At 41.4% G+C, this 24528-nt stretch carries 25 protein-coding genes; 13 read left to right on the plus strand and 12 right to left on the minus strand.

Annotation, left to right across the window (positions count from 1 at the left end; translation table 11 throughout):
• Nucleotides 1-253 precede the first annotated feature (253 nt).
• From psaA to ACE1CA_RS03145, 5 genes are all read left to right on the plus strand, one after another.
• The gene (gene psaA, locus ACE1CA_RS03125; RefSeq protein ID WP_413281255.1) at nt 254-2515 is read left to right on the plus strand and encodes a photosystem I core protein PsaA; all 2262 of its coding nucleotides are present in this window, start codon (nt 254-256) and stop codon (nt 2513-2515) included.
• 130 nt (nt 2516-2645) lie between these two features.
• A complete protein-coding gene (gene psaB / locus ACE1CA_RS03130; protein WP_413281308.1) occupies nt 2646-4874 on the plus strand; it encodes a photosystem I core protein PsaB in 2229 nt (742 codons plus the stop codon).
• 105 nt (nt 4875-4979) lie between these two features.
• Entirely contained in the window at nt 4980-5528 is a 549-nt protein-coding gene (locus tag ACE1CA_RS03135) for a restriction endonuclease (RefSeq protein WP_413281254.1), read from the plus strand.
• Nucleotides 5525-6076: a hypothetical protein gene (locus tag ACE1CA_RS03140; RefSeq protein WP_413281253.1), complete on the plus strand. Its 552-nt coding sequence runs from the start codon at nt 5525-5527 to the stop codon at nt 6074-6076. Before ACE1CA_RS03135 ends, ACE1CA_RS03140 begins: the two co-directional genes overlap by 4 nt.
• 195 nt (nt 6077-6271) lie before the next feature.
• Nucleotides 6272-6487 carry a hypothetical protein gene (locus tag ACE1CA_RS03145; RefSeq protein WP_413281252.1) on the plus strand — a complete coding sequence of 72 codons (216 nt, stop codon included), beginning with the start codon at nt 6272-6274 and terminating at the stop codon, nt 6485-6487.
• Between the two features lie 20 nt (nt 6488-6507).
• Here the strand turns inward: ACE1CA_RS03145 and ACE1CA_RS03150 are convergent, their stop codons facing one another.
• From ACE1CA_RS03150 to ACE1CA_RS03165, 4 genes are all read right to left on the minus strand, one after another.
• Nucleotides 6508-7110: a MarC family protein gene (locus tag ACE1CA_RS03150; RefSeq protein ID WP_459563712.1), complete on the minus strand. Its 603-nt coding sequence runs from the start codon at nt 7108-7110 to the stop codon at nt 6508-6510.
• A 131-nt stretch (nt 7111-7241) separates the two neighbouring features.
• On the minus strand, nt 7242-7358 hold the full coding sequence (locus ACE1CA_RS03155) for a photosystem I reaction center subunit VIII (RefSeq protein WP_413275011.1): 117 nt from the start codon (nt 7356-7358) through the stop codon (nt 7242-7244).
• A 107-nt stretch (nt 7359-7465) separates the two neighbouring features.
• Nucleotides 7466-7975, minus strand: a complete 510-nt coding sequence (locus ACE1CA_RS03160) for a photosystem I reaction center protein subunit XI (protein ID WP_413281250.1) — start codon at nt 7973-7975, stop codon at nt 7466-7468.
• 238 nt (nt 7976-8213) lie between these two features.
• Nucleotides 8214-9122, minus strand: a complete 909-nt coding sequence (locus tag ACE1CA_RS03165; RefSeq protein ID WP_459563711.1) for a LysR family transcriptional regulator — start codon at nt 9120-9122, stop codon at nt 8214-8216.
• A gap of 210 nt (nt 9123-9332) precedes the next feature.
• On the opposite strand from ACE1CA_RS03165, the gene ACE1CA_RS03170 reads away from it, so the two are divergent.
• Together ACE1CA_RS03170 and ACE1CA_RS03175 are read left to right on the plus strand one after the other, a co-directional pair.
• Nucleotides 9333-10040, plus strand: coding sequence for a DUF4079 domain-containing protein (locus ACE1CA_RS03170; protein ID WP_413281248.1), 708 nt, complete (start codon nt 9333-9335; stop codon nt 10038-10040).
• A gap of 5 nt (nt 10041-10045) precedes the next feature.
• The gene (locus ACE1CA_RS03175) at nt 10046-10399 is read left to right on the plus strand and encodes a cupin domain-containing protein (RefSeq protein ID WP_413281247.1); all 354 of its coding nucleotides are present in this window, start codon (nt 10046-10048) and stop codon (nt 10397-10399) included.
• A 99-nt stretch (nt 10400-10498) separates the two neighbouring features.
• On the opposite strand, the gene ppsA is transcribed toward ACE1CA_RS03175, so the two are convergent.
• The 3 genes from ppsA to ACE1CA_RS03190 form a co-directional block, all read right to left on the minus strand.
• The gene (gene ppsA / locus ACE1CA_RS03180; protein WP_413281246.1) at nt 10499-12937 is read right to left on the minus strand and encodes a phosphoenolpyruvate synthase; all 2439 of its coding nucleotides are present in this window, start codon (nt 12935-12937) and stop codon (nt 10499-10501) included.
• Between the two features lie 560 nt (nt 12938-13497).
• On the minus strand, nt 13498-14820 hold the full coding sequence (locus ACE1CA_RS03185) for a hypothetical protein (RefSeq protein WP_413281245.1): 1323 nt from the start codon (nt 14818-14820) through the stop codon (nt 13498-13500).
• A 69-nt stretch (nt 14821-14889) separates the two neighbouring features.
• Complete coding sequence (locus ACE1CA_RS03190; RefSeq protein WP_413281244.1) at nt 14890-15072, minus strand: hypothetical protein; 183 nt, start codon at nt 15070-15072, stop codon at nt 14890-14892.
• Nucleotides 15073-15429: 357 nt separating this feature from the next.
• Between ACE1CA_RS03190 and ACE1CA_RS03195 the strand changes: the two genes are divergently transcribed.
• From ACE1CA_RS03195 to ACE1CA_RS03210, 4 genes are all read left to right on the plus strand, one after another.
• Nucleotides 15430-15630 carry a hypothetical protein gene (locus ACE1CA_RS03195; protein WP_413281243.1) on the plus strand — a complete coding sequence of 67 codons (201 nt, stop codon included), beginning with the start codon at nt 15430-15432 and terminating at the stop codon, nt 15628-15630.
• 201 nt (nt 15631-15831) lie between these two features.
• A complete protein-coding gene (locus ACE1CA_RS03200) occupies nt 15832-18588 on the plus strand; it encodes a bifunctional acetate--CoA ligase family protein/GNAT family N-acetyltransferase (RefSeq protein ID WP_413281242.1) in 2757 nt (918 codons plus the stop codon).
• Nucleotides 18589-18708: 120 nt separating this feature from the next.
• A complete protein-coding gene (locus ACE1CA_RS03205) occupies nt 18709-18951 on the plus strand; it encodes a hypothetical protein (protein ID WP_413281241.1) in 243 nt (80 codons plus the stop codon).
• Complete coding sequence (locus ACE1CA_RS03210; RefSeq protein WP_413281240.1) at nt 18948-19472, plus strand: GNAT family N-acetyltransferase; 525 nt, start codon at nt 18948-18950, stop codon at nt 19470-19472. The genes ACE1CA_RS03205 and ACE1CA_RS03210 overlap by 4 nt, the downstream gene beginning before the upstream one ends.
• Nucleotides 19473-19582: 110 nt before the next feature.
• On the opposite strand, the gene ACE1CA_RS03215 is transcribed toward ACE1CA_RS03210, so the two are convergent.
• Nucleotides 19583-19801 (minus strand): type II toxin-antitoxin system HicA family toxin, encoded by a 219-nt coding sequence (locus ACE1CA_RS03215; protein WP_413281239.1) that lies wholly within the window; start codon nt 19799-19801, stop codon nt 19583-19585.
• Between the two features lie 2 nt (nt 19802-19803).
• On the minus strand, nt 19804-20058 hold the full coding sequence (locus tag ACE1CA_RS03220) for a type II toxin-antitoxin system HicB family antitoxin (RefSeq protein WP_413281238.1): 255 nt from the start codon (nt 20056-20058) through the stop codon (nt 19804-19806).
• 158 nt (nt 20059-20216) lie between these two features.
• Here ACE1CA_RS03220 and ACE1CA_RS03225 point away from each other — a divergent pair, with 158 nt between their 5' ends.
• Nucleotides 20217-20447: an addiction module protein gene (locus ACE1CA_RS03225; RefSeq protein ID WP_413281237.1), complete on the plus strand. Its 231-nt coding sequence runs from the start codon at nt 20217-20219 to the stop codon at nt 20445-20447.
• A gap of 23 nt (nt 20448-20470) precedes the next feature.
• Here the strand turns inward: ACE1CA_RS03225 and ACE1CA_RS03230 are convergent, their stop codons facing one another.
• The 3 genes from ACE1CA_RS03230 to ACE1CA_RS03240 form a co-directional block, all read right to left on the minus strand.
• Complete coding sequence (locus ACE1CA_RS03230) at nt 20471-21454, minus strand: alpha/beta hydrolase family protein (RefSeq protein WP_413281236.1); 984 nt, start codon at nt 21452-21454, stop codon at nt 20471-20473.
• A gap of 17 nt (nt 21455-21471) precedes the next feature.
• Nucleotides 21472-22359 (minus strand): metal ABC transporter permease, encoded by an 888-nt coding sequence (locus tag ACE1CA_RS03235; RefSeq protein ID WP_413281235.1) that lies wholly within the window; start codon nt 22357-22359, stop codon nt 21472-21474.
• 189 nt (nt 22360-22548) lie between these two features.
• Nucleotides 22549-23346: a metal ABC transporter ATP-binding protein gene (locus ACE1CA_RS03240; RefSeq protein ID WP_413281307.1), complete on the minus strand. Its 798-nt coding sequence runs from the start codon at nt 23344-23346 to the stop codon at nt 22549-22551.
• 89 nt (nt 23347-23435) lie between these two features.
• Here ACE1CA_RS03240 and ACE1CA_RS03245 point away from each other — a divergent pair, with 89 nt between their 5' ends.
• On the plus strand, nt 23436-24428 hold the full coding sequence (locus ACE1CA_RS03245; RefSeq protein ID WP_486517636.1) for a metal ABC transporter substrate-binding protein: 993 nt from the start codon (nt 23436-23438) through the stop codon (nt 24426-24428).
• The last annotated feature ends 100 nt before the right edge of the window (nt 24429-24528 follow it).

The following is a 24528-nucleotide window of genomic DNA, read 5'->3' on the forward strand; positions in this document are numbered from 1 at the left end:
GGTACCCTGGAAAACCGAAAGCTAAGTAATTTCCCAAAAATGAGAAAGAGCTTAGTCTGGGGGTGAAAAACTGCGGAAGTGCAATTCGTGGTTAAAGCTCGTGGAGTCCGACGTTTCAACGGGACAAAGAAGCGAGAAGCCCTAACAAAACTCGAAAGGGTGAGGAAGGGTAGCACGACACCTAAGAAACACCTCAAAATAAGTTCCAACGGGGTAAACCTCGTGCCTTAGTTAAAGAGAGAGGAGAGTCTTCATGACGATAAGTCCTCCAGAGCGAGAGGCAAAGGTAAGGGTAGTAGTTGATAACGATCCGGTACCTACTTCGTTTGAGAAGTGGGCTCAGCCTGGACATTTCGATCGCACTCTTGCCAAAGGGCCCAAAACCACTACCTGGATTTGGAACCTGCACGGTACGGTTCATGACTTTGATAGCCATACCAGTGACCTAGAAGATGTATCTCGGAAGATCTTCAGTGCTCACTTCGGTCACTTGGCAGTTATTTTTGTCTGGTTAAGCGGCATGTATTTTCATGGCGCTAAATTCTCCAACTATGAAGCTTGGTTGGCTAACCCTACTGGGATTAAACCCAGTGCTCAGGTGGTTTGGCCGATCGTAGGTCAGGAAATTTTAAATGCCGATGTAGGCGGTGGTTTCCACGGGATTCAGATCACCTCTGGATTCTTCTACATCTGGCGGGCAGCTGGTTTTACCAATAGCTTCCAGCTATACTGCACCGCGATTGGTGGGCTAGTAATGGCAGCTTTGATGCTGTTTGCTGGCTGGTTCCACTATCACAAACGCGCTCCCAAACTGGAATGGTTCCAGAATGCGGAGTCGATGATGAACCACCACCTCTCAGTATTGCTGGGTTGCGGCTCTTTGGGTTGGGCTGGACACCAAATCCACGTTTCTCTGCCAATCAACAAACTCTTAGATGCTGGGGTAGCTCCAAAAGATATTCCCCTGCCTCATGAGTTTATCCTGAACAAGGATTTGATGACAGAGTTGTATCCTAGCTTTGCCCAAGGTTTAGCGCCATTCTTTACTTTGAACTGGGGAGTTTATTCAGACTTCCTAACATTTAAAGGTGGTCTGAACCCCGTAACAGGCGGCTTGTGGTTGTCTGACACTGCTCATCACCACTTAGCGATCGCAGTTCTGTTCATCATTGCTGGACATATGTACCGGACAAACTGGGGCATCGGTCACAGCATGAAGGAAATCCTAGAAGCTCATAGAGACCCAATGATCATCGGTGGCGAAGGTCATAAAGGTCTGTATGAAGTTCTCACTACTTCTTGGCACGCGCAATTGGCAATTAACTTAGCCATGCTGGGTTCATTGTCGATCATCGTGGCGCAGCATATGTACTCGATGCCACCCTATCCATACTTGGCAACGGACTATGCTACGCAGTTGTCAATCTTCACCCATCATATGTGGATTGGCGGCTTCTGTATCGTTGGTGGTGCGGCACACGGCGCGATTTTCATGGTACGGGACTACGACCCAGCCGTGAATCAGAACAACGTACTCGATCGCGTAATCCGTCATCGGGACGCAATTATTTCTCACCTCAACTGGGTGTGCTTGTTCCTGGGCTTCCATAGCTTCGGGTTGTACGTTCACAACGACACCATGCGTGCTTTTGGTCGTCCTCAAGACACCTTCTCCGATACTGGCATTCAATTACAGCCAGTATTCGCTCAGTGGGTACAAAACATCCACACATTGGCTCCAGGCGGTACTGCTCCTAACGCTTTACAACCTGCCAGCTATGCCTTCGGTGGCGATGTGGTTGCCGTAGGTGGCAAAGTGGCAATGATGCCGATCGCTCTAGGTACGGCAGACTTCTTGGTACACCATATCCATGCGTTTACCATCCACGTCACCGTGCTGATCCTGCTCAAAGGCGTACTATTCGCCCGTAACTCTCGTCTGATTCCAGACAAAGCCAACTTAGGCTTCCGTTTCCCCTGCGACGGTCCAGGTCGTGGCGGCACCTGCCAAGTATCTGGTTGGGACCACGTATTCTTAGGACTGTTCTGGATGTACAACTGTATCTCGGTGGTAATCTTCCACTTCAGCTGGAAAATGCAATCCGATGTTTGGGGTACTGTAGACCCAGACGGCACAGTTGCTCACATCACAGGTGGAAACTTTGCTCAAAGCGCGATTACAATCAACGGTTGGTTGCGCGATTTCTTGTGGGCGCAAGCTTCACAAGTGATTAACTCCTACGGCTCGGCTCTGTCAGCTTACGGCTTACTGTTCTTAGGCGCTCACTTTGTTTGGGCATTCAGCCTAATGTTCTTATTCAGTGGTCGTGGTTACTGGCAAGAGTTGATCGAATCGATCGTTTGGGCACACAATAAACTAAAAGTGGCTCCTTCGATTCAGCCTCGCGCTCTGAGTATTATTCAGGGACGCGCAGTAGGGGTGGCTCACTACCTCTTGGGAGGAATTGTCACTACCTGGGCATTCTTCCTCGCTCGATCGCTGTCTTTAGGATAAGAGCACGGAAACGGCTTCTGGGTTTTGAGTTACCAAAGTTTTGCCCTCAACTCAAAATTTCCGAATTCAGAACCCAGAAGCTCAGTACGTCGTTGATGATTTAAGCAAGATCCAGCATTCATCAAGGCTTATGGCAACAAAATTCCCCAAATTTAGCCAAGACCTTGCTCAAGACCCGACTACTCGTCGGATTTGGTACGGGATTGCTACAGCCCACGACTTTGAAAGCCATGATGGCATGACAGAGGAAAATCTTTATCAAAAGATTTTTGCCTCCCACTTCGGTCACATCGCGATCATTTTCTTGTGGACCTCCGGTAACCTGTTCCACGTTGCGTGGCAAGGCAATTTTGAACAGTGGATAAAAGATCCATTAAATATCCGTCCCATTGCTCACGCGATTTGGGACCCTCAATTCGGTAAACCAGCAGTTGAAGCTTTCACTCAAGCTGGTGCTAACTACCCAGTGAATATCACCTACTCCGGTTTATATCACTGGTGGTACACGATCGGGATGCGGTCAAACAATGACCTGTACCAAGGCGCATTGTTCCTCTTAGTTCTGTCAGCAATCTTCCTGTTCGCAGGTTGGTTACACTTACAGCCTAAGTTCCGCCCCAGCTTGTCTTGGTTCAAGAGCGCTGAACCCCGCCTGAATCACCACTTGGCTGGTTTGTTTGGTGTAAGTTCTTTGGCTTGGGCTGGTCACTTAATCCACGTTGCCATCCCCGAATCTCGCGGACAGCACGTAGGTTGGGATAACTTCCTGAGCACCATGCCTCACCCAGCTGGTTTGCTACCTTTCTTCACCGGAAACTGGGGAGTTTACGCAGCAAATCCTGATACGGCACAGCACCTATTCGGTACAGCCCAAGGTTCAGGTACAGCTATTTTGACCTTCTTAGGTGGCTTCCATCCCCAAACTCAGTCCTTGTGGCTGACGGATATGGCGCATCACCACCTCGCGATCGCAGTGATTTTCATCATTGCTGGTCATATGTACCGCACAAACTTCGGCATTGGTCACAGCATCAAAGAAATGCTGAACTCCAAAGCTGGTTTGTTCGGTGGCAAGAGCGAAGGTCAATTTAACCTGCCTCACCAAGGTCTGTATGACACCATCAACAACTCGCTGCACTTCCAACTCGCTTTGGCATTAGCAGCGTTAGGTGTGATTACCTCTCTGGTCGCTCAACATATGTACTCGCTGCCTCCCTACGCTTTCATGGCGCAGGACTACACAACACAAGCAGCGCTGTACACTCACCACCAATATATTGCTGGTTTCCTCATGGTTGGTGCTTTCGCTCACGGAGCTATCTTCTGGGTGCGGGACTATGACCCTGAACAAAACAAAGGCAACGTATTGGATCGCGTGTTGCAACACAAAGAAGCTATTATCTCTCACCTGAGTTGGGTTTCTCTGTTCCTGGGCTTCCACACCCTTGGTTTGTACGTACATAACGACGTAGTGGTTGCTTTCGGTACTCCTGAGAAGCAAATCTTGATTGAGCCTGTATTCGCTCAGTTCATTCAAGCGGCTCACGGTAAAGTGATTTATGGCATGGACACTCTGTTGTCCAACCCAGATAGTATTGCTTCTACCGCTTGGCCCAATCACGGTAACGTTTGGCTACCTGGCTGGTTGGATGCAATCAACACAGGAACTAACTCTCTGTTCTTAACTATTGGCCCTGGCGATTTCTTGGTACACCATGCGATCGCACTCGGCTTGCACACCACCACCTTAATCTTGGTTAAAGGTGCGTTGGATGCACGCGGATCTAAGCTGATGCCCGACAAGAAAGACTTCGGCTATGCCTTCCCTTGCGATGGCCCCGGTCGTGGTGGTACTTGCGACATCTCTGCTTGGGACGCTTTCTACCTCGCTATGTTCTGGATGCTAAACACCATTGGTTGGGTAACTTTCTACTGGCACTGGAAGCATCTCGGTGTATGGCAAGGCAACGTTGCTCAGTTCAATGAGTCTTCTACATACCTCATGGGCTGGTTGCGTGATTACCTCTGGTTATACTCTGCTCAGTTGATCAACGGGTACAACCCCTACGGCATGAACAACCTAGCAGTCTGGTCTTGGATGTTCCTCTTCGGACACCTAGTTTGGGCTACTGGCTTCATGTTCCTGATTAGCTGGCGCGGTTACTGGCAAGAGTTGATCGAAACCTTAGTATGGGCTCACGAACGTACTCCTCTAGCTAACTTGGTGCGTTGGAAAGACAAGCCAGTTGCTATGTCGATCGTTCAAGGTCGTTTGGTTGGTTTAGCTCACTTCACCGTTGGCTACATCCTCACCTACGCAGCCTTCTTGATTGCCTCTACTGCTGGTAAGTTCGGTTGATGTGATTAACTGAAATAGCTTCGTAGTTAGGTAATTAATAAATCCCCTGCCTTTGGGTGGGGGATTTTTGATTCAATAAAGTTCTGAGAAAGGCTAAAAATTTTTATGACTACTGGTACAGAATATGAAGCAAGAATAAAAACCTATAATTGGAAAGAACTCGTTGATTTGTGGAGTCAAATTGAATCAGGAAACACTCCCGGATGGCAACCCGGAAAAGCTCTGGAATATTTAATTTTACGCACTTTTCAACTAGAAGGCTATGATGTAACCTGGCCTTATAGCGTCAGAATAGATGGAGAGGAGCTAGAACAAATTGACGGTGTGATTTACAATAGCGGACTTGCCTGCCTTGTAGAATGTAAAGATACAGCTGAAAGAGCAAATATTGAACCAATTGCCAAACTGCGAAATCAGTTGCAAAGAAGACCTGTCACGGTTATTGGTAGCATTTTTAGTCGCTGTGGATTTACTGAATCTGCCACCAACTTAGCCCGGTTTATTTCCCCTCAAACTATTCTTTTATGGGGAGGAGATGAAATAGCTTACGCCATCCAAAATCAGTGTATAAGTATGGCGTTGGTGAAAAAATATCGCTTCTGTATCGAGCGGGGTTTACCAGACTATAACATTACAGTGGAAGGATTATTATGACAAGGGTTTATGTAATAACAGAAGGTGAACTCGATCGCGAAATTTTGCAAAAAATACTCCCGGAAAATTTAGCAAATCAGACTAAGTTTATAGCAGGTGCGGGTAAATATAGCGCTCTATCTATCGCTAGCACTATTCTGGCAATTAAATTATTACCCGTAGCTTTGATAAGAAATGCTGATACAGAAGATGAATCCGCTGTTAAAGAACAGTCAGCTTTACTGAATCAATTACTTTATCAATCTTCCCCTGGAATTCCCTTCTCAGTTTTCTTAGCTGTTCCAGAATTAGAAGTAATTCTACTGCAAGACCAAGCTTTAATAGAAACAATTATTGATCGACAGTTATCCGATATAGAATGGCAATTTGCCAAAAGTAACCCCAAACAATTTTTAAAATCCTTAACTACTGATTCATATACTCAAGCTATTGAAAATATTCTGAATAGCCTCAATCAAGAACAACTGCATATTTTACGGCAGCATCCTCTGATTGCTGAATTAATTAATTTTTTGTCTTCGTTTTCGCCAGCATTGAGTAGCTTATAAAATAACTCAAAAACTGGAGTAAAGTAATCTGTATGGTCAGGTTGCCAGACGACATCATAACGACGGTGTTAAATTTACAAAGAAGGCTTTTGGAAGGAATTGATGAAGCCAAAGCAGCAGAAATAGCTATTTTTTAACAGTACGGTGAAACTGATGCAACTGCTACAGTGTTAGTAAAAGGGATTGGAACACACTATGACTGAACAACCAAAACTTCCCGATCCAGAGAAAGTTAAAAAAACTGTTGCAATGCTACGAGAAAGCAATCACCAGCTTGAGGCTGTAGCTTTAGAAATAGAAGAACTCATAGCAATGGTAGAGGTTGAGATTCGCAACAGTCCCATAAATGTTTATCGTCGGGAAAAGGCTAAACGTTTAGCTGAGTCAATTAATCAGGTATCTGAGAGCTAAATTTTTTGGTTTTACTCAGTTTAAGGGCTAGAAATTAAAAAGAGCGATCGAATTCCAGCACTACCAATTTCTATTGCCAAAGCAGCCAACAAAAAGCCTAAAATTTGAGTAATAATTATCGCCCCTTCCGCACCTAATAAATGGTCAACGCGAGTAGATTGCCTGACAATTAACCAAGAGATAAACATCGCAGAAATTATTCCCAAAGTAACACTTAAACCTGCTTCAGGAGATTCCGACATTAACACCATGACTGTTGAAAGTGTACCAGGTCCCGCCAACAAAGGGAAAGCCAAAGGAGTAATAGCCACATCTCTTTCTGGCTCCACAATAGGTTCATTCATTTTTCCTTCTAACATTTGCAAAGCAATTAACAGCAATAACAGACCTCCAGCTACTTGCAAAGAACCCATACTAATATGTAAATAATTGAGAACGGTTTGTCCAACCAGAGCAAACAAAAGTAGCACCCCTGTAGCAAACAAAGCTGCTTTATTAAACACTTTATTTTTTTGCTCCGGTTCCATTCCTTTCGTTAAAATCAAAAAAACAGGTGCATTTCCCAAAGCATCAGCTAAGACAAATACAGCCACAAAAGATTTGACAAAGGTAGAAATATCAATAAATGAAATATCAATAACCATAGGTCACAAGTAACGACTACCTAAAGGGTAAAAAATCCCTTACCGTTTGGCAAGGGATTTTTGAGACATTGAAAGTAATATTTCGAGTCTGCCTTTAGAGAGAGCTAGAATTAAGCTTCGCTCTCAATATAGATAAACAACAAACCCATTACCACGGCAGGTAGGAGCCAGGTAACTACGGGAATGAGAATCCAAGGTAAGAAAGAAGCTGCGTATGAACCAGTCATTTCAGAATCTCCAAAAAAGGTTTAAGTGATGTTTGCCAAATTGATTATCTGACCATGTTACTGACTAGAGATTAAAAAATCTCCGTCAGTTTGCCAAAGACAGAGGTTTAGTGATGGACTATACCCCGGAAAATATCGTCTACAATTTTGAAGTTTTCCAAGAGGAAAAAGGCAACGAAAGCGCCACCCATTGCACCAACGAAGAAACCAGCAGTCAATTGACTCCAACCTTCAGCAGTTTTTAGTGCTTCAGGAGCTTGTGGATTTGTGCTGGGTATAGAAGAGGTATTTTCTTGGAAAGAAGCCAGTCCGTAAACAGACATACAGGCGGTAGCGATGAGAATCAATGCCAAGCCAGAAATTAATCCGCCTAAGTTAGCAGCTTCGCCATAATCGCGTAATGGTCCAAGTTTAATCCAAGGGCCAATTAGGAAGTAGCCGTGAGCCATGCCAATCTCTAGACCTCGGAGGATTGGAGATAAGCCTTTGCGGTAGGCTGGCAAATTACCGATGAAAGTTTTGGTAAAAGCGGAATCACTGATAGGGGTGGACAAGTGACCTACGAAAGGATCGCCATTATAGGCTTTGACGTACTCTGCATCTCTAGGGTCGGTCATACTTAAATATTCCTCTTTGTTTGTTTGAAAATCTACAGAAGAACTTAAGCTCATATTCTAAGCAAATGGGGGTTATTTCATTACAGAATGAGTCTTCAGCTTTAAAAAAGTTAATCTTCACGACTGGGTAAACTTGCAAAAGTTTACGATTCACAGATTGACAAAAAGGATATATTGTGGATTGATTGAGTTGGGCCGATCGCCAATCCCCAAAAGCCACTTTCTGCCTGTTTGTTACTCAAACTCCGTAGTCCGAAACCCAAGGATCGAGTTGAAATTCTGCTGCTAAAAAGTCTCTAAAACAGGTGATTTTTGCTGGGTAGAAACGACTTCGACGATAAACCGCATGAATTGGCAAGGGAGTTGGCTGATAATCTGGTAACACAACTTTGATCTCGCCTCGGTAAATCTGATCACCAAACATCCAAACTGGTGCGATCGCCATCCCCAAACCTGACAAAACAGCTGCTCGAATAGCAACTGAACTATTAGTTTGAAAACTGCCTCCAACCCGCACCTTAATAATGCCATTCTTGCCTTGAAAATGCCACTCATTTTCCGTTGTCAGACGAGTATAAACCAGACAATTATGATGCACTAAATCATCTGGGTGTTGCGGTTCTCCTGCTTGCTCAAAATAGCTTTTTGTTGCGACTGCGATGCGGCGAGTTGTGCCAATATGATGGCTAATTAGCGAACTATCCAGACGATTACCAATGCGGATCAAGAGGTCTAAACCATCCTCTACAATGTCCACAAAATGATCTGCCATCATCAGATCGATTTTGATATCAGGATAGCGAGTCATAAAAGCTTTTAAACGGGGAATAATCTGCATTTGCCCAAAGAGTACAGGGCAACCTAAACGTAAAATTCCTGTTGCTCGTTCTTTCCCTGTTAAACTGGCTTCTGCTTCAGCGACAGTTTCCAAGATTTGCTGACAGTACTGATAATATTTTTTACCCTCCTCAGTCAACTTCAAATTGGTAGTAGAACGAGTGAGTAACTGCACTCCTAAATATTTTTCTAAAGCTGCAATTTGCTTACTAATCGTCGGTTGGGTTGTCTTTTGTTCCCGTGCTACCGCTGAAAAACTATTCATTTCGATCGCCCTAACAAAGCTCTGCATACAGGCAATTCGATCCATACTACACCTATTCCAAACTGGCATATAGCTTATTCTATTTTGCCTACTTCTCAAAAAAATTAAAATAGATGATGATATTTACACCAGACGCTCTCACATAGAAAACTAATTTGTTATCTTGTCTCCGCTTGATTTAGTAGCTAAAATTACTCAACTTAACTGAGAAAATCTCGTAAACTTACAAATTAGAGAATTAATGGATATTTGAAGATGGAACTTCAAGATTTCTTAGCTTTATTACATCCAGCGATCGCCATTATAGTCGTCTTTCCCTTAATCGGAATTGTGTCAAATCGTGCGCTGCTGACTCGTCAACGTCGTCTGCAAATAGCCGAGGGGCAAAAAAGTAAAATTCCTCCAGTAGTGGGTTCGGAGCACGTAGCGATCGGTAATTGGTTAAGTGGCGCAGTGGTAGGGATTACTTTGTTAGGAATGGCTTATCCCATCTTCTCAAAAATGATCGAGAACAACAGCCTGACTAAAGAACCCTTTCGCGTCTTTTTTATAATTGCCATTTTCCTATTAACCATTGCTTCTTTTGTCTTACTTTTTAGAGCAAAAACAAAACGACATCGGGGTATTTTTGCCAGTCTCACAGGCATGGGATTGATTATTTTAGGCTGTCAGCCAGAAATATTCCGTCGAGATAGTGAATGGTTTGTATCGCATTTTTATTATGGTATTACTGCTGCATTACTGATGGTTTTTTCAGTAGCGATCGTCCAAGATATCTATCAAGACCGACAAAATCGCTGGCGTAAAGCTCATATTATTCTTAACTCTTTAGCTCTACTACTCTTTATCGGTCAAGGAATGACTGGTGCTAGGGACTTACTAGAAATTCCCCTTCATTGGCAAGAACCATACATTTATAAATGTGATTTTATTAACAAAACTTGTCCTCAAATAAAACAGTAATTACAATGATCGATTCAAGAATTTTTGCCTTTGAAACTCATGTACATTTCTCCGAAGAAGCTGCTACAGTAACCGAAATTATTCAAACTGAAAATTCCAGCATCGCTATTTGGGGAGTCAAACCTGGACAAATTGTACAAGCTCATTCTCACCCCGATGGACAAGATACCTGGGTGATGCTTCGGGGTACTTTAACCTACTATTTAGGTAATAGTCAAAGTCAAACCTTGAATGCTGGTGAAATTGCCATAGCAGAAAAAAATCAGATTCATGGGGCTGTGAATGAAAATAGTGAAGATGCCGTGTTTATCTCTATTTATTCTGCTCCCCAGATTGGCTATGAAAAAGCATCACCTTAATCAATATCATGAAAGTAATCAAAATAAGAAAATGGTGAGATTACTGTTAGTAATTTCACCACATAATTTCTAGTCCTCAAACAAACTTTTAAACTGGTTTTATTCCTGCATTTTCTCTACTTCTGCTACCATTAACAGCGTTTTCAAAAGTGAATCAGGATTCAAACTCATAGAATCAATTCCCAACTCAACCAAGAATTGAGCAAACTCAGGATAATCGCTAGGTGCTTGACCACAAATACCGATTTTGCGGTGATGTTTCTTTGCAGAAGCGATCGCTAATTCTACCATTCTTCGCACCGCTTCATCCCTTTCATCAAACAGATGAGCAACTAAACCGGAATCTCGGTCTAAGCCTAAAGTTAATTGGGTCAAATCATTAGAACCAATAGAAAAACCATCAAAAACTTCGCTAAATTTATCAGCCAAAATCACATTACTAGGCAACTCGCACATCACATAAACTTGCAGACCATTCACACCTCTTTCTAAACCATATTTTGCCATTTCAGCTAACACTTTGCCACCTTCAGCAGGTGTGCGACAGAAAGGAATCATCAAAATGACATTCCTCAAACCCATTTCATCCCGGACTCGTTTCATCGCCCGACATTCCAAAGCAAAAGCTTCCTGATATTTCGGGTCACAATAACGAGAAGCACCTCGCCAACTTAACATCGGGTTTTCTTCATCCGGTTCAAACAATTGACCGCCCAAAAGATTGGCGTATTCGTTACTCTTAAAATCACTCATCCGCACAACTACAGGTTTGGGATAGAAAGCAGCAGCAATTCTCGCTACACCTTGGGCTAATTTATCCACAAAGTAATCGGGTTTATTTTCGTAAAGGGCTGTGAGTTTTGCCAAGGGAACTTTAATTTCATCATCCTCGATTTTGTCGTAATTAATTAAAGCCAAAGGATGGGCTTTAATATGATTGGCAATGATGAATTCTAACCGGGCTAAACCAACACCATCATTAGGCAAAGATGAAAGACGAAAAGCTTCTTCCGGGTTGCCCACATTCATCATAATTTTAGTCCGAGTTTGGGGCAAATTTTCTAAAGCAACTTCCTTGATTTCAAAAGGTAATAAACCTTCGTAAACTCTTCCTTCTTCCCCTTCCGCACAGGAAACTGTAATTTCTTGACCTGTTTTTAAAACTTCCGTAGCATCGCCACAACCCACTATTGCAGGAATGCCCATTTCTCGCGCAATAATTGCGGCGTGACAGGTACGACCACCTTTATTGGTAATAATAGCGCTGGCTTTTTTCATGATTGGTTCCCAGTCGGGGTCAGTTTTATCTGTAACTAAAACTTCTCCTGGTTGGAACAAATCAATTTTCTGCACATCTAGCATGATTCGGGCTTTACCTTGCCCAATTGCTTCGCCAACACTCCGTCCAGTTACTAATACATTGCTGTGTGCTTTTAACTCATAACTGCGAATCAGATTTGCGGCTTTTTGAGATTGTACGGTTTCCGGTCTAGCTTGAACGATAAATAATTCTTTGGTAATGCCATCTTTCGCCCATTCAATATCCATTGGGGTGTAAGTTTCGCGCACGTTGCTGTAGTGGTCTTCAATTACACAAGCCCATTTTGCTAGTTGTAAAATCTCGTCATCATCTAAAGCAAATTGCCTCTGTTCTGCATCGGGAACTCGCTCATTTTTCATTTCCTTGCAGCCACCGTCATCGCAGACTAATCTGTATTCTTTACTTCCCAATCTTTTATCTAAAATTGGGCGATATCCATCTTTTAATGTGGGTTTAAAAACTAAGTATTCGTCAGGGTTAACGGCACCTTGGACGACATTTTCTCCTAGTCCATAAGCTGCTGTAATTAAGGTAGCATTTTTAAAGCCTGTTTCTGTGTCAATGGTAAACATAACTCCCGAAGAAGCTAGGTCGGAACGTACCATTTTTTGAATGCCGACTGAAAGGGCAATGCTAAAATGATCGAAGCCTCTTTGATGACGATAGGAAATTGCCCGATCGGTAAACAAAGAAGCAAAGCATTTATGACAAGCTTGCAATACACTAGCCAAACCTTGTACATTCAGGTAAGTTTCCTGTTGTCCCGCAAAACTTGCATCGGGTAAATCTTCTGCGGTAGCGGAAGAACGCACTGCTACTTCGGTGTTTTCTCCGTAGCGATCGCACATTTCCTGATAAGCTTTAGTAATCGCATTTCTTAAATCAGTTGGGAAAGGAGTATTTAACACCAAAGTCCGGGCTTTTTTCCCTGTTTCCCGCAAACTATTCACATTTTCCACATCCAATTCGGCAAAAAGTTCTTGCAGTTTCTCTCCAACTCCTGCGGCTTGGATAAAATGACGATAACCATAAGCGGTAGTGGCAAAACCTCTGGGAACATTGATTCCTTTTGCAGTTAATTCCCGAATCATTTCCCCTAAAGAAGCATTTTTTCCCCCAACTAAACCAATATCATTAATTCCCACTTCATCAAACCAAAGAATTAAAGCTTGTTCCTTAGCGAATTGATAAAGTCTTTCCTGAATTGCTTTCACCATAAATAGTTCCTCTTGCTAGTCATATAGAATTTTTGCCAGTGATGAAATCACTCAAATTTTAAGCACAAAAAACTCCCAATGAATGCTTCCTAAACTATTAGGAAACACACTCATACTTACTGATTTTGTTAACAACTTGTTTGGAAATGACGATCGCAAATCGCTCCTCCTTATAGCCCTAGTGTAGCGATCGGCAACCCAGACAAGGGTCAAATTGGCAACATTTGTAATTTTTCTTGTAATTTCTTTGGGATCGCTGTCTAGTTCTGTATCTATGGTATACTGCTATACAGATTTTTGACAACCCCCTGGTTTTCACCTGTGAAATATAGGGGATCAAGCGGGAAGCGGTTGGGGATCAAAGGAGAATGCGATCGAGAAAACGGCTAATTGTGCCTTTGTACCCACCTATAAGCTAGTTCCCAAGACATTAGTGACTATCTCGGAAGAAAGTGCGATCGCGGCAATAAACTCAAGAACTCGATCCAGAAACATTGTGAAGTCACGCACTACAATCGAATCCCGTTTATTCAGTCTGAGCAATTATCCCTTCTGCCTTACTAACTACTGGCTTCCAAATCTCTTGGTTGCAAATACATATAACTTTTCAACCACTTTGGTAAAGTTAAAATCAAAGTATAAACATAAAAAAGAAACAATAGCCAATTAATGATTTCATCTAAATAAAAAAATCGGTAGGTATCATAACTTATCCAAGTGGTTAAAATAATTCCTACTAACGCCAAACCAGATATTTTTGCAAAGCAATTTCTACTTTTTATCCAAGCTAATATTTGTGGTATAGTAAATAATAAAAATATCAACCGATAGTCCCAATTATTACCTATTAAATAACTGCCAAGATATATACTCGCTCCTATGCGAAAAACATCTATTTGATTGGTTTCCCATTCACTTTCTTGCTGATGAAATTCTTCTTCATTTTTGGCTAAATCATAGGCTTTAAGTATCACTATAAAAATAGTTATGTTAAATATTATTAGCATAACTATTTGAAAAAATTTTATAAAACCTTGTTTAAACACAATAATAGAAAAGTTACTTAGTTCTAGTAAAAAAACATTAAACAAAACTTTAATTCCATAAGCAAGAAATGTGCTTCTAGGAGTTGCTTTACTAACCAGATAGAGGCTTTCAAGATTTCCAATTACATAAATACCAAAAGAAATTACCAGAGCTAGAAAAATCAAGAAAAAATTACGCCTTTTTTCTTTGAGGCAGCTGATTAGAGCAAATATTGGATACAGCTTTAAAATTGCCGCAAATAGTATGAGAATGTAGCCCAAAGAACGCTGAATTAAATTCCTGCCTTTTATAGCTAATAAAGATAAAGCTAAGATTATAAATATAATCAGATCGTTATTACCTCGTTCTACAGTTAACATTACTGAAGGAGAACACAAAACCAGTGCATAAAGCAAGGACTCAACATAGTTTAAGCGTTTGATCGTAACAAAGGTTAAGGCAAAAAATAGCAATCCACAAAGGATTCCCAGAGCAACTGTATGACTTTGATTAAGTCCCCAATTTGCAAGAATTGCCCAAATTTGTGGATAGTTCATTGGACGGTGCCAAGGATCGCAAGGATTTTTAATGAGAACGTCATAGCCTAATCGAATACATTCAGCGCCAGCAGTAATCACTCGCATATCGGCAAAGGGAGGCAGCATCTTGGAAACTAAGGGATATATTAAATAGGAATCACTCCATGAATCAGGGTAATAAGTGAAAAATTTTGAGGTAAATAATATTGGCAGAAAATACAGGATTAAAATTACCAGTAATAGAAAGCGTCCATCAAATTTCGAGGTTTTAGATAGTTGCTCAGTCAGAAAGTTTTGATAGCTTTGGAAAATTTTCATAACTTAGTAACGCAGTAGGATTTAATCAAGTTTACCGATCGCTTTATCTACGAGAAGCCAACTATTAAATTACCTCTCTGGCACCATCCAAACTAAAAAGCCTAAAATCCAATCTACAGGAGGTAAAGCATAATCCATCAGATCGATCGCCACCGTCTTCCCCTCCAACTTCAAAAACCGCCCCCTCAGCCTTGGCTTTTTCTGAGCCAACTGCGATATGCTCTTCGCCAACGTAAAGCTGCTGTATAACATAGTTTACACCTTTGCGATCGCTGCTAATAACTCAAATTGATTCAGGCTCTTAGTAGCTAGTAGGAATCCCACTACCTACTACCAAATCCCTACGATCATTATCTCCCAAAAAGTATCCTGTAATACTGACACTGGCTATAGTTTTGCAGTAAGAGAAATGAATATTGTCCAAGCTATTTTTAGGGAAATTGTCAATATTAATACATTTATGATTTGATGGCGTAAAGTTTTATAAAAAAATGCAATATTTTGCATACAAACCCAACTTATTATCCCTAATTCTCAAAAAGCTCTTGCATAATTTACTGAAGAACAATGAATTGAGTTTCACAAACAAATAGATTAGGAATCCCAGAAATGAAAGCGTCAAACAGTACAGCCTCAAATTGTCGGTGTTGTCATTACTACAAATTAACTGGAAGACGTGGTGGATATTGTGAAAAGTTGGGAGTCTCAGTAAGAGGTGAATGGAAAGGTTGCAATTTAGCAATTGTAAAATTTGCTGGCGATTATGAAAATTCGTCGCCAAACCTCAAACTAGCTAATCAGCAAACCTAAAGAAATTCCCCAAAAATTCAATAAATTCTGTTAGAAAATTGTATAATTTACCAACTTAACGCTACTAAAATGTAGCGTTTTTATTTGATTTGTTAACTTATTAGTAAAGTATTCTATCCAACCGACAGTGGGAAAACAAAATAGTTAAATTGGAGAAGAGGCGGCGACTCAAAAAAATGAGTTGATAAAGAGGAACGCTCAATGCAAACTTATATAAAACCAACTAACGACCCAGCACATGATGTGTTGAGATATGAACATCAACCATTAGATGCTATTTTTGCGCCAAAAAATGTTGCCGTAATTGGCGCAACGGAAAAATTAGGTAGTGTCGGACGGACAATACTTTGGAATTTAATTAGTAGTCCTTTTGGCGGTACAGTTTTTCCGGTTAACCCAAAACGTCCCAGCGTATTAGGAATTAAAGCTTATCCCAGCATCGGAGAAGTTCCCGAAAAAGTAGATTTAGCGGTAATAGTTACACCTGCTGCCACTGTACCAGGAGTAATTAGCGAATCTGTGGATGCGGGAGTTAAGGGTGCGATCGTCATTTCTGCCGGATTTAAAGAAATTGGCGCACAGGGATTAGAATTAGAACGGCAAGTAATCGAACAAGCCCGTCGCGGCAGAATGCGAATTATCGGGCCAAACTGCCTGGGTGTAATGAATCCAGTTTCAGGATTAAATGCCACCTTTGCCAGTAAAATGGCTTTGCCGGGAAATGTAGGTTTTATCAGTCAAAGTGGCGCACTTTGCACCGGAATTTTAGATTGGAGTTTCCAAGAAAACGTCGGTTTTAGTGCCTTCGTTTCCATTGGTTCAATGTTAGATGTAGATTGGGGTGACTTAATTTATTATTTGGGTGATGACCCCCACACAGAGAGCATTGTAATATACATGGAGTCGATCGGAGATGCGCGATCGTTCCTTTCCGCAGCCAGAGAAGTTGCCTTAAGTAAACCAATTATAGTGATTAAAGTCGGACAAACAGAAGCCGCAGCCAAAGCCGCAGCCTCTCACACAGGTTCCCTTACAGGTAGCGATGAAGTATTAAATGCCGCATTCCGTCGCAGTGGAGTATTGCGAGTCAACACCATTGACGACTTGTTCAATATGGCGGAAGTTTTAGCCAAACAACCACGTCCCAAAGGTAAACGCTTAACTATTCTTACCAATGCCGGAGGGCCGGGAGTATTAGCCACTGATGCTTTAATTACAGGTGGAGGAGAACTGGCAGAACTTTCTTCCGAAACCGTTGAGAAACTCAAACCAATATTGCCAGCATCAGCTAGTACTCACAATCCGATCGATATTTTAGGAGATGCAGACCCCGAACGGTACAGCAAATCCCTAGAAATAGCACTAAAAGACCCGAACAGCGACGGGATATTAATTATTTTGACACCGCAAGCCATGTCCGACCCGACAAAAACAGCTGAGGATGTGGTAGAACAACTGAAAACAAACCCTGTTAAGCGCAAACCAATTTTAGCTAGTTGGATGGGTGGCGAAGAAGTCGCAGCCGGAGAAGCTATTCTCAACCGCGCCAGCGTTTACACTTTTCCCTATCCCGACACAGCGGCTCATGTATTTAACTTGATGTGGCAGTACAGTTATAATTTGCGGGGTTTATATGAGACTCCGATATTACCAGACAATTGTGGGGAAAAAGCGTGCGATCGTACAAGCGCAAAATCAATCATACACTCAGTCAAACAAACTGGTAGAACCATCCTCACCGAATACGAATCTAAACAACTACTCGCCAGTTATAACATTCCCACAGTTCCCACAGAAATAGCCACCACTGAAGAAGAAGCAGTTAGTCTTGCCGAAAAAATTGGTTATCCAGTAGTTCTTAAACTCTATTCCGAAACCATTACCCACAAAACAGACGTAGGTGGAGTCAGATTACTACTAAAAGATGCCGAAACAGTCAAACGTTCCTATCATGGGATTCAGTCAGCAGTAGCCGAAAAAGTCGGTGCAGAACACTTCTTAGGCGTAACTGTTCAACCAATGCTCAACCTCGAAGGTTACGAAATTATCATTGGTAGTAGTGTAGACCCACAATTTGGCCCTGTGCTACTGTTCGGTACAGGTGGACAACTAGTAGAAGTATTCAAAGACCGCGCTTTGGCATTACCGCCTTTGAATTCTACCTTGGCAAGGCGGATGATGGAACAAACCAAAATCTACACCGCCCTGAAAGGAGTTCGCGGTCGTCCACCAGTTGACTTAGCCAGATTGGAACAGTTATTAGTACAATTCAGCTTGTTAGTAGTCGAACAACCTTGGATTAAGGAAATCGACATTAACCCGCTACTTGCTTCACCAGACAGGTTAATTGCCCTTGACGCTCGCGTAGTTCTGCACGAAGAAAGAGAGATTAGCGAAGATAAACTGCCAAAACCAGCTATTCGTCCCTATCCCACCCAATATGTTGCACCTTGGACGATGAAAGATGGCACAGAAGTTACTATCCGTCCCATTCGTCCCGAAGATGAACCTTTGGTGGTTGATTTTCATAAAATGGTTTCGGAAGAGTCAGTTTATCTGCGTTACGCACATTTAGTAAAACTTAGTCAGCGAACGACTCATGAAAGATTGTCGCGGATGTGTTTTATCGATTACGATCGGCAAATGGCATTAGTAGCAGAATACAATAACCCCGAAACTGGACAAACCCAGATTATTGGTATCGGCAGATTAAGCAAATTACATGGTACAGATGAAGCCGAATTTTCCATGTTAATTGCTGACAAATATCAACATAAAGGTTTAGGTACAGAATTTCTGCGCCGACTATTACAAATAGCCCGTGATGAAAACTTAAGCCGAGTTACTGCTGACATTCTCACTGATAATATGGCAATGCAACGTATCAGTCAGAAATTAGGTTTCCGGGCAGAACGTATTTTAGGTGAACCAATGGTAAAAATGATTCTTGATTTGTAAAAGAATTATATCATCAGGAATGCACAAACGCGGAGAATTTTTTAGATAATTCTTCGCGTTTTTTGTTTAATCTAAAACTCGATATAATAGAGTACAAGCTCAAAAATATCAGAAAAAACTATGAATGTACAGCTAGTTAATTCTCTCGTAGAAATGGTGTTAAACCTCTCGCCTGAAGACCAAAAACTCTTTCAAGAAAAGCTCTCTAGTAGACAAAAAGAGGCAAACAATCAAAAAAATGTAACGTCAATCGAAAAAGCCGAGCAATTTCGTAAATGGGTTGCTCAATTTCCTAAAAGTAATGTTAATCTATCTCATGAAGCTCTACGCCGAGAAAACATTTATGACGATCGAGGCAGATGACCAACTATTTGCTAGATACTAATATTATTCTCAGATTTACTGATAGTGACTCCACCGAATATAACCTGATAAGCAATGCTATTTCACAAATCTTGGTAGAAGGTGGTCAGTGCTTTATTACCGCTCAAGTTATCACGGAATTGTGGGTTGTAGCCACTCGTCCCATAACTGTTAATGGACTAGGATGGACAGTAGAAAAAACAGAACAAGCAGTACAAATGTTGATTAATCAATTCGACTTGCTAGAAGAAACACCTGCAATATTCCCCCAATGGTTGAGTCTTGTTACATCTCACAAAATTTCCGGTAAACTGTTAATTGCTGACAAATATCAACATAAAGGTTTAGGTACAGAATTTCTGCGGCGACTATTACAAATAGCCCGTGATGAAAACTTAAGTCGAGTTACAGCCGACATTCTCACTGATAATATGGCAATGCAACGTATCAGTCAGAAATTAGGTTTCCGGGCAGAACGTATTTTAGGCGAACCAATGGTAAAAATGATTCTGGATTTGTAACTAAACTTCTAACAAAAGTTAGGTAAATGAGGAAAAGGTTAAAGGTGAATTTTCACCTTTAACCTTTTATTCAACTGAATGTTGACAGTGAAAGAAACTACTGTTTGTCTCTATTCTCCAAACCATTCTTCGCGTGTAATTCCCGCTTGACGTAAAATGCGTTGCAAAAGTCCTACATTAATGTCGCCTTGATGAGGATTGGGAATAATTACCGTTAGTTCATTACGACGCATTTGAGGATGTTTCCCACCAGAAAATGGTCCCTCAAAACCGAGTTCGCGTAGTCGTTGAACTAGACCAAACCAAGAGATGGGGGTTAGTTTGGGCATCTTTAAGCGGTAGTCAGAGGTTCAGTGAGGAGATTCAGGTTAATTTCTGCAATAACAGGAATGGTTAATCCCAATCTAAGACGAAGGGCAAGCCAATCGCTCAAAGCTTCTCGCAATTCCTGACGACAGCTTTCTAGAGTTGGCTGATTTGCCCAAACTCCCTGTAGTTCTGGAATTTCACCCCAATAGGTCTTATCTTCTTCAATAATCTCGTAGGTAGCAGATTCCATTGCTTTGTCAATGTAACTCGCTAACATTTTTCTTCTCCTAAACCCTTAGTTACTAGGATACTCCACCAGAGGTTGAGACTACGGCGGGTTATGTGGGTTTTTGGATGCGATCGCAATATACCCGTAAACCATTTAAGATCGGATAGTTGAGTCTGTAATTAGAATTGTTGGGGAGACTCTAAAGCATGAGTGAAACTGCGGAAAAACTTAAACTCGAACTTTCTCAGCTTTCTGCAAAAGAGCGGGCTGAAATTGCCTACTTTTTAATTCATTCTCTTGATGAGGGTATAGATGATAATCTAGAAACTGCTTGGGATATAGAATTAACCCAACGATTGGAAGATATTAATCGCAAAACAGCTATTGGAGAACCATCATCTCAAGTTTTTTCTGAGTTACGAGAAAAGTATTCGTGAAGTTTATTGTTATTCACACTGGTTCATTTGCGCTCAAAAGTGGCAATTAAAGGGTGCAATTCATTTTTCATTTTATCAAGTGCTGGTAATGCTTCTGGTTGTTGGCGAACATGAGCATCAATAAACAGAGAAATTGATTCTTCAATTAAAGAACGGATATTTTCTTGCGGTTGGGTATTGGGAAAATCTAAAAATGCTCTGTCAGTAGTTGGGTCTTGGGGATGAACAATTGAATAATGATTTGCTCCTTCAATTATGATTAAATAGGTATCATTTCGATTTGCGGTAATTGCCTCCCGAAAAGTTCGCATCATTGACCTAGTAGGACTATCTTCTTTTATACCATAAATGTGTCTGCTGTTAGTAATGACACCATCACAAGTGCCACCTATTAACAACATTGGTAATGTCGAAGGTAGGGGTAAAAAAGTATCTGCTGGAAAACCTAACATTATTGGGGCAGCACTATGCACAGCATAGCCAAAAGCGGCAGCAACTTGGGGGAAAAATTCCGGGTTAGCACTTTCTAAAGCAACTCTTCCACCAGCGGAATGTCCGCCTAAAATTACCTGTTGTAAGTTTAGCATTCCTGCTAGTAAACCTTCTTTTTGTAAGCTTTCTAATTCAGCTAATAAGGCGGGTAAAGCGGAGGCAGTGGGCGCAGTTCCGTAAGTGTCAGGTTTTAACATTTGGGTATCAACTCCCGGAGTTAAGGCGATAATTCCGGGAAAGTTTTCTGCTACCCAAGCAAAGGTGACTACTACTATTCCTTTTTCTGCTAGTTTAACGGCTAACCATTGGTAATTTTCTAGCCCACAGTTGACTCCCCCAAAGAAAATTACTACAGGGAAAGGTGCTTTTTCTACATCTGCTGGAATGATACCTTGAGTTTTTTCTAATTCACTCCCGGACATCTGGGCGGGATAGAATACTTTAAGATGAATTGTGTCGTAAGGTGAGGTAGCAGTTTTGACTTTTGTCGATCGAAAAAAAGCGCGAACAGTCATAGGATTTTAGAAGTATGTTAACGAAATAGTTGCTTTAATTCTCGCCATAGTGATGATTGTCCCAAATTGAAATTTTTCTGTGTGAAGATGCCGTAATTGGGGCTAAAAAGTAGTGCTAAGATAAAAAATACTGATGCGACTAAGACTATGGCAGGGCCGGAAGGTAAATTGTAAAAATAGCTGAGATACATTCCCGAAATACTCGAAACAATTCCAATTCCTGCACCCAAAATCATCATTTGGTGAAGGCGTTTTACTAGTAAATATGCTGTTGCTCCGGGAGTAATTAATAATGCTAAAACTAGTATTACTCCCACTGCTTTCATGCTGGCAACTATGGTTAAGGCGATGAGTAACATTAAACCAAAGTTGAGGATATTAACTGGTAAACCTGCTGCTTGTGCGCCTAGTGGATCGAAGGTATAAAAAAGTAGTTCTTTGTAAAGTAATCCTACCACAAATAAGATGATTGCAGCAATAATTGCGGTGTCCCAAACTTCGTCAAATGTGACTCCTAAAATATTGCCAAATAGGAAGTGATTGAGGTCAATTTTGTTGCTTTTTTGGATGATGGTAATTAAGGTAATTCCCAAGGCAAAAAAGGCGGAGAATACTATTCCCATTGCGGCATCTTCTTTGATGGGCGATCGAGTTTTTATAAATGCGATCGCCATCGTACTAATCACTCCCGCCATAAAAGCACCAATGAAAATATTAGCACCTAAAATGAAGGCGATCGCTAATCCGGGTAACACTGAATGACTAATGGCATCTCCTAGCAAAGCTAGTCTTTGTACCATTAAATAACTGCCCACAACCGCACAAATTAAGCCAACTAATATGGCAATAATTAGCGATCGTTGCATGAAACTATATTGTAATGGTTCAATTAAGGATTCCAGCATAATTTAGAAGAAAGGCAGAGGGCAGAAGGAATATACTGGGTTTTATCTCTAATTAAGTGATGAAACCACAGAGGCGCAGAGAACGCAGAGAAAACACAGGTTTTTTGGATCGGAAAAACAGGAGTTATTTTGCAGTAGTTGTGTAATTCTCTTTAACTCAAAACTCAAAACTCAAAACTCAAAACTTATTTAAGCTGCTTTTCCTTGGAAGAAAATCACTTGTCCACCGTAGGCGTGATAAAGGTTTTCTTGGGTAAATACTTTTTCTCTAGAACCTGCGGCAATTAATTCTCGATTTAATAAAATTAAATCATCAAAATTAGCGATCGACTCGCCTAAATCGTGATTCACAACTAAGACAAATTTGCCTTCGTTAGCTAGTTCGCGGAAAATTTCAAATATTACCGTTTCTGTTTTTTGATCTATGCCAGCAAAGGGTTCATCAAAACAGAAAATTTCCGCTTCTTGCGCTAACGCCCTAGCTAAGAATACCCTTTGTTGTTGACCCCCGGAAAGTTGTCCGATCGGTCGATCGCAAAAATCACTCATTCCCACTCTTTCTAACGCTGTTTCGCTAATTTTACGACTCACATTAGAAAAGCGGCGAAACCATCCCGTTTTTCTGACTCTACCCATCATTACCACATCCCAAACTGTAACAGGATAAGTCCAGTCAATTTGCGATCGCTGCGGTACATACGCAACTTTCGCTAACTGATCCATCAAAGGTTGATTTTGATAAATTGTTGTACCATTACTAACTGGAATTAACCCTAACATCCCTTTTAGTAAGGTACTTTTTCCCGCACCATTTGGGCCAATAATTCCCGTCACTCTACCACAATTCAACGTAAAACTAACGTCGCGCAACGCCTCTACCGTGCGATACTTGACCCCCAAGCGATCGACCGTAATCCTGGGAATATCCCTAATCTGGCAAACTTGCTGCGTCCAATGTTCATCTGTGGGTAAGCTAATAGTTTTCATCATCTCGATTCGATCGTACTTCTCTGAGCATAGTATAAAAATGAGACAATTATGAAAACATCTATAAAAGGAATGAATAGCAAGGATAAATGAAACTAATTATTCACAACTCTAACAGGACGCAAGCTAAGTTTACCGTTAAAGCTTTAACCCTTTCCCTCCTAGTTTTCGGCTTACTTAGTTGTAACCCCCAAACCGCTAACCGTCCCCAGCAAACAAACGGAAAACCCAACGTCGTCGCCACTAGTACCATCCTCGCCGACTTGACAGCAGAAGTAGGAGGAGACGAAATTCAGTTAAAGGGAATTTTGCAACCAGGTGCTGATCCTCACGTTTACGAACCAGTACCCGCTGACAGCTTGGCGTTAGAAAAAGCCAAATTAATAGTTTACAACGGCTATAACTTAGAACCGGGATTAATAAAGTTAATGAATGCTTCCGGTATTCAGGCGCGAAAATTGGCAGCAGGAGAGGTAGTCAAACCTTTACAATTAGACAAAGGTCAAGGGGAAGTAGTCCCCGATCCTCACGTTTGGGGTAATGTAAAAAATGTCATTCAAATGGTGAGTGCAATTCGTGACGCTTTGATTGCATTATCACCAGAAGACAAACAAGTATTTACTAAAAATGCCCAAAAATTGACCCAAGAATTGCAACAGTTAGACGCTTGGATTAGCCAACAAATTAGCACAATTCCCGCAGATAAACGTAAATTAGTTACCAGTCACGATGCTTTTCAATATTATGGTCGTGGGTATGGACTGGATATTTTCGGCACATTAATCGGCATTAGTACGGAAGAACAACCCAGTGCCCAAACAGTCAAAAAATTAGTCGATGCTTTGAAAAAATCGGGCGTACCAGCGATTTTTGCCGAAACCACAATTAATCCAACTTTAATTAAAACTGTAGCCCAAGAAGCCGGAGTTAAATTAGCACCAAAGCAACTTTATTCTGATTCAATTGGCGCAGCTGGTAGCGATGGAGACACTTACATAAAAATGATGGTTGCTAATACTAAAGCGATCGTCGAAGCTTTAGGTGGCAAGTATACACCATTTCAACCAAATCAGAAAATATAGCGGACTTAAGCGATCGCCAAAAAATCTCTCCGAGTCGCCGCATAGCCGCCTGTTTGTGTCAGAATTAACTAAGAGTATTGATGGGGATTAATATTAATCA

This window comes from Floridaenema evergladense BLCC-F167, assembly GCF_041929205.2.
GTDB lineage: Bacteria > Cyanobacteriota > Cyanobacteriia > Cyanobacteriales > Aerosakkonemataceae > Floridanema > Floridanema evergladense.

Coding starts and splice junctions, on each gene's coding strand:
- psaA (WP_413281255.1), top strand. CDS start 254: ATGACGATAAGTCCTCCAGAGCGAGAGGCAAAGGTAAGGGTAGTAGTT.
- psaB (WP_413281308.1), top strand. CDS start 2,646: ATGGCAACAAAATTCCCCAAATTTAGCCAAGACCTTGCTCAAGACCCG.
- ACE1CA_RS03245 (WP_486517636.1), top strand. CDS start 23,436: ATGAAACTAATTATTCACAACTCTAACAGGACGCAAGCTAAGTTTACC.
- ACE1CA_RS03240 (WP_413281307.1), bottom strand. CDS start 23,346: ATGAAAACTATTAGCTTACCCACAGATGAACATTGGACGCAGCAAGTT.
- ACE1CA_RS03195 (WP_413281243.1), top strand. CDS start 15,430: ATGAAAGCGTCAAACAGTACAGCCTCAAATTGTCGGTGTTGTCATTAC.
- ACE1CA_RS03160 (WP_413281250.1), bottom strand. CDS start 7,975: ATGACCGACCCTAGAGATGCAGAGTACGTCAAAGCCTATAATGGCGAT.
- ACE1CA_RS03210 (WP_413281240.1), top strand. CDS start 18,948: ATGACCAACTATTTGCTAGATACTAATATTATTCTCAGATTTACTGAT.
- ACE1CA_RS03140 (WP_413281253.1), top strand. CDS start 5,525: ATGACAAGGGTTTATGTAATAACAGAAGGTGAACTCGATCGCGAAATT.
- ACE1CA_RS03165 (WP_459563711.1), bottom strand. CDS start 9,122: ATGGATCGAATTGCCTGTATGCAGAGCTTTGTTAGGGCGATCGAAATG.
- ACE1CA_RS03225 (WP_413281237.1), top strand. CDS start 20,217: ATGAGTGAAACTGCGGAAAAACTTAAACTCGAACTTTCTCAGCTTTCT.
- ACE1CA_RS03230 (WP_413281236.1), bottom strand. CDS start 21,454: ATGACTGTTCGCGCTTTTTTTCGATCGACAAAAGTCAAAACTGCTACC.
- ACE1CA_RS03185 (WP_413281245.1), bottom strand. CDS start 14,820: ATGAAAATTTTCCAAAGCTATCAAAACTTTCTGACTGAGCAACTATCT.
- ACE1CA_RS03215 (WP_413281239.1), bottom strand. CDS start 19,801: ATGCCCAAACTAACCCCCATCTCTTGGTTTGGTCTAGTTCAACGACTA.
- ACE1CA_RS03220 (WP_413281238.1), bottom strand. CDS start 20,058: ATGTTAGCGAGTTACATTGACAAAGCAATGGAATCTGCTACCTACGAG.
- ACE1CA_RS03205 (WP_413281241.1), top strand. CDS start 18,709: ATGAATGTACAGCTAGTTAATTCTCTCGTAGAAATGGTGTTAAACCTC.
- ACE1CA_RS03155 (WP_413275011.1), bottom strand. CDS start 7,358: ATGACTGGTTCATACGCAGCTTCTTTCTTACCTTGGATTCTCATTCCC.
- ppsA (WP_413281246.1), bottom strand. CDS start 12,937: ATGGTGAAAGCAATTCAGGAAAGACTTTATCAATTCGCTAAGGAACAA.
- ACE1CA_RS03145 (WP_413281252.1), top strand. CDS start 6,272: ATGACTGAACAACCAAAACTTCCCGATCCAGAGAAAGTTAAAAAAACT.
- ACE1CA_RS03175 (WP_413281247.1), top strand. CDS start 10,046: ATGATCGATTCAAGAATTTTTGCCTTTGAAACTCATGTACATTTCTCC.
- ACE1CA_RS03235 (WP_413281235.1), bottom strand. CDS start 22,359: ATGCTGGAATCCTTAATTGAACCATTACAATATAGTTTCATGCAACGA.
- ACE1CA_RS03190 (WP_413281244.1), bottom strand. CDS start 15,072: ATGTTATACAGCAGCTTTACGTTGGCGAAGAGCATATCGCAGTTGGCT.
- ACE1CA_RS03170 (WP_413281248.1), top strand. CDS start 9,333: ATGGAACTTCAAGATTTCTTAGCTTTATTACATCCAGCGATCGCCATT.
- ACE1CA_RS03135 (WP_413281254.1), top strand. CDS start 4,980: ATGACTACTGGTACAGAATATGAAGCAAGAATAAAAACCTATAATTGG.
- ACE1CA_RS03200 (WP_413281242.1), top strand. CDS start 15,832: ATGCAAACTTATATAAAACCAACTAACGACCCAGCACATGATGTGTTG.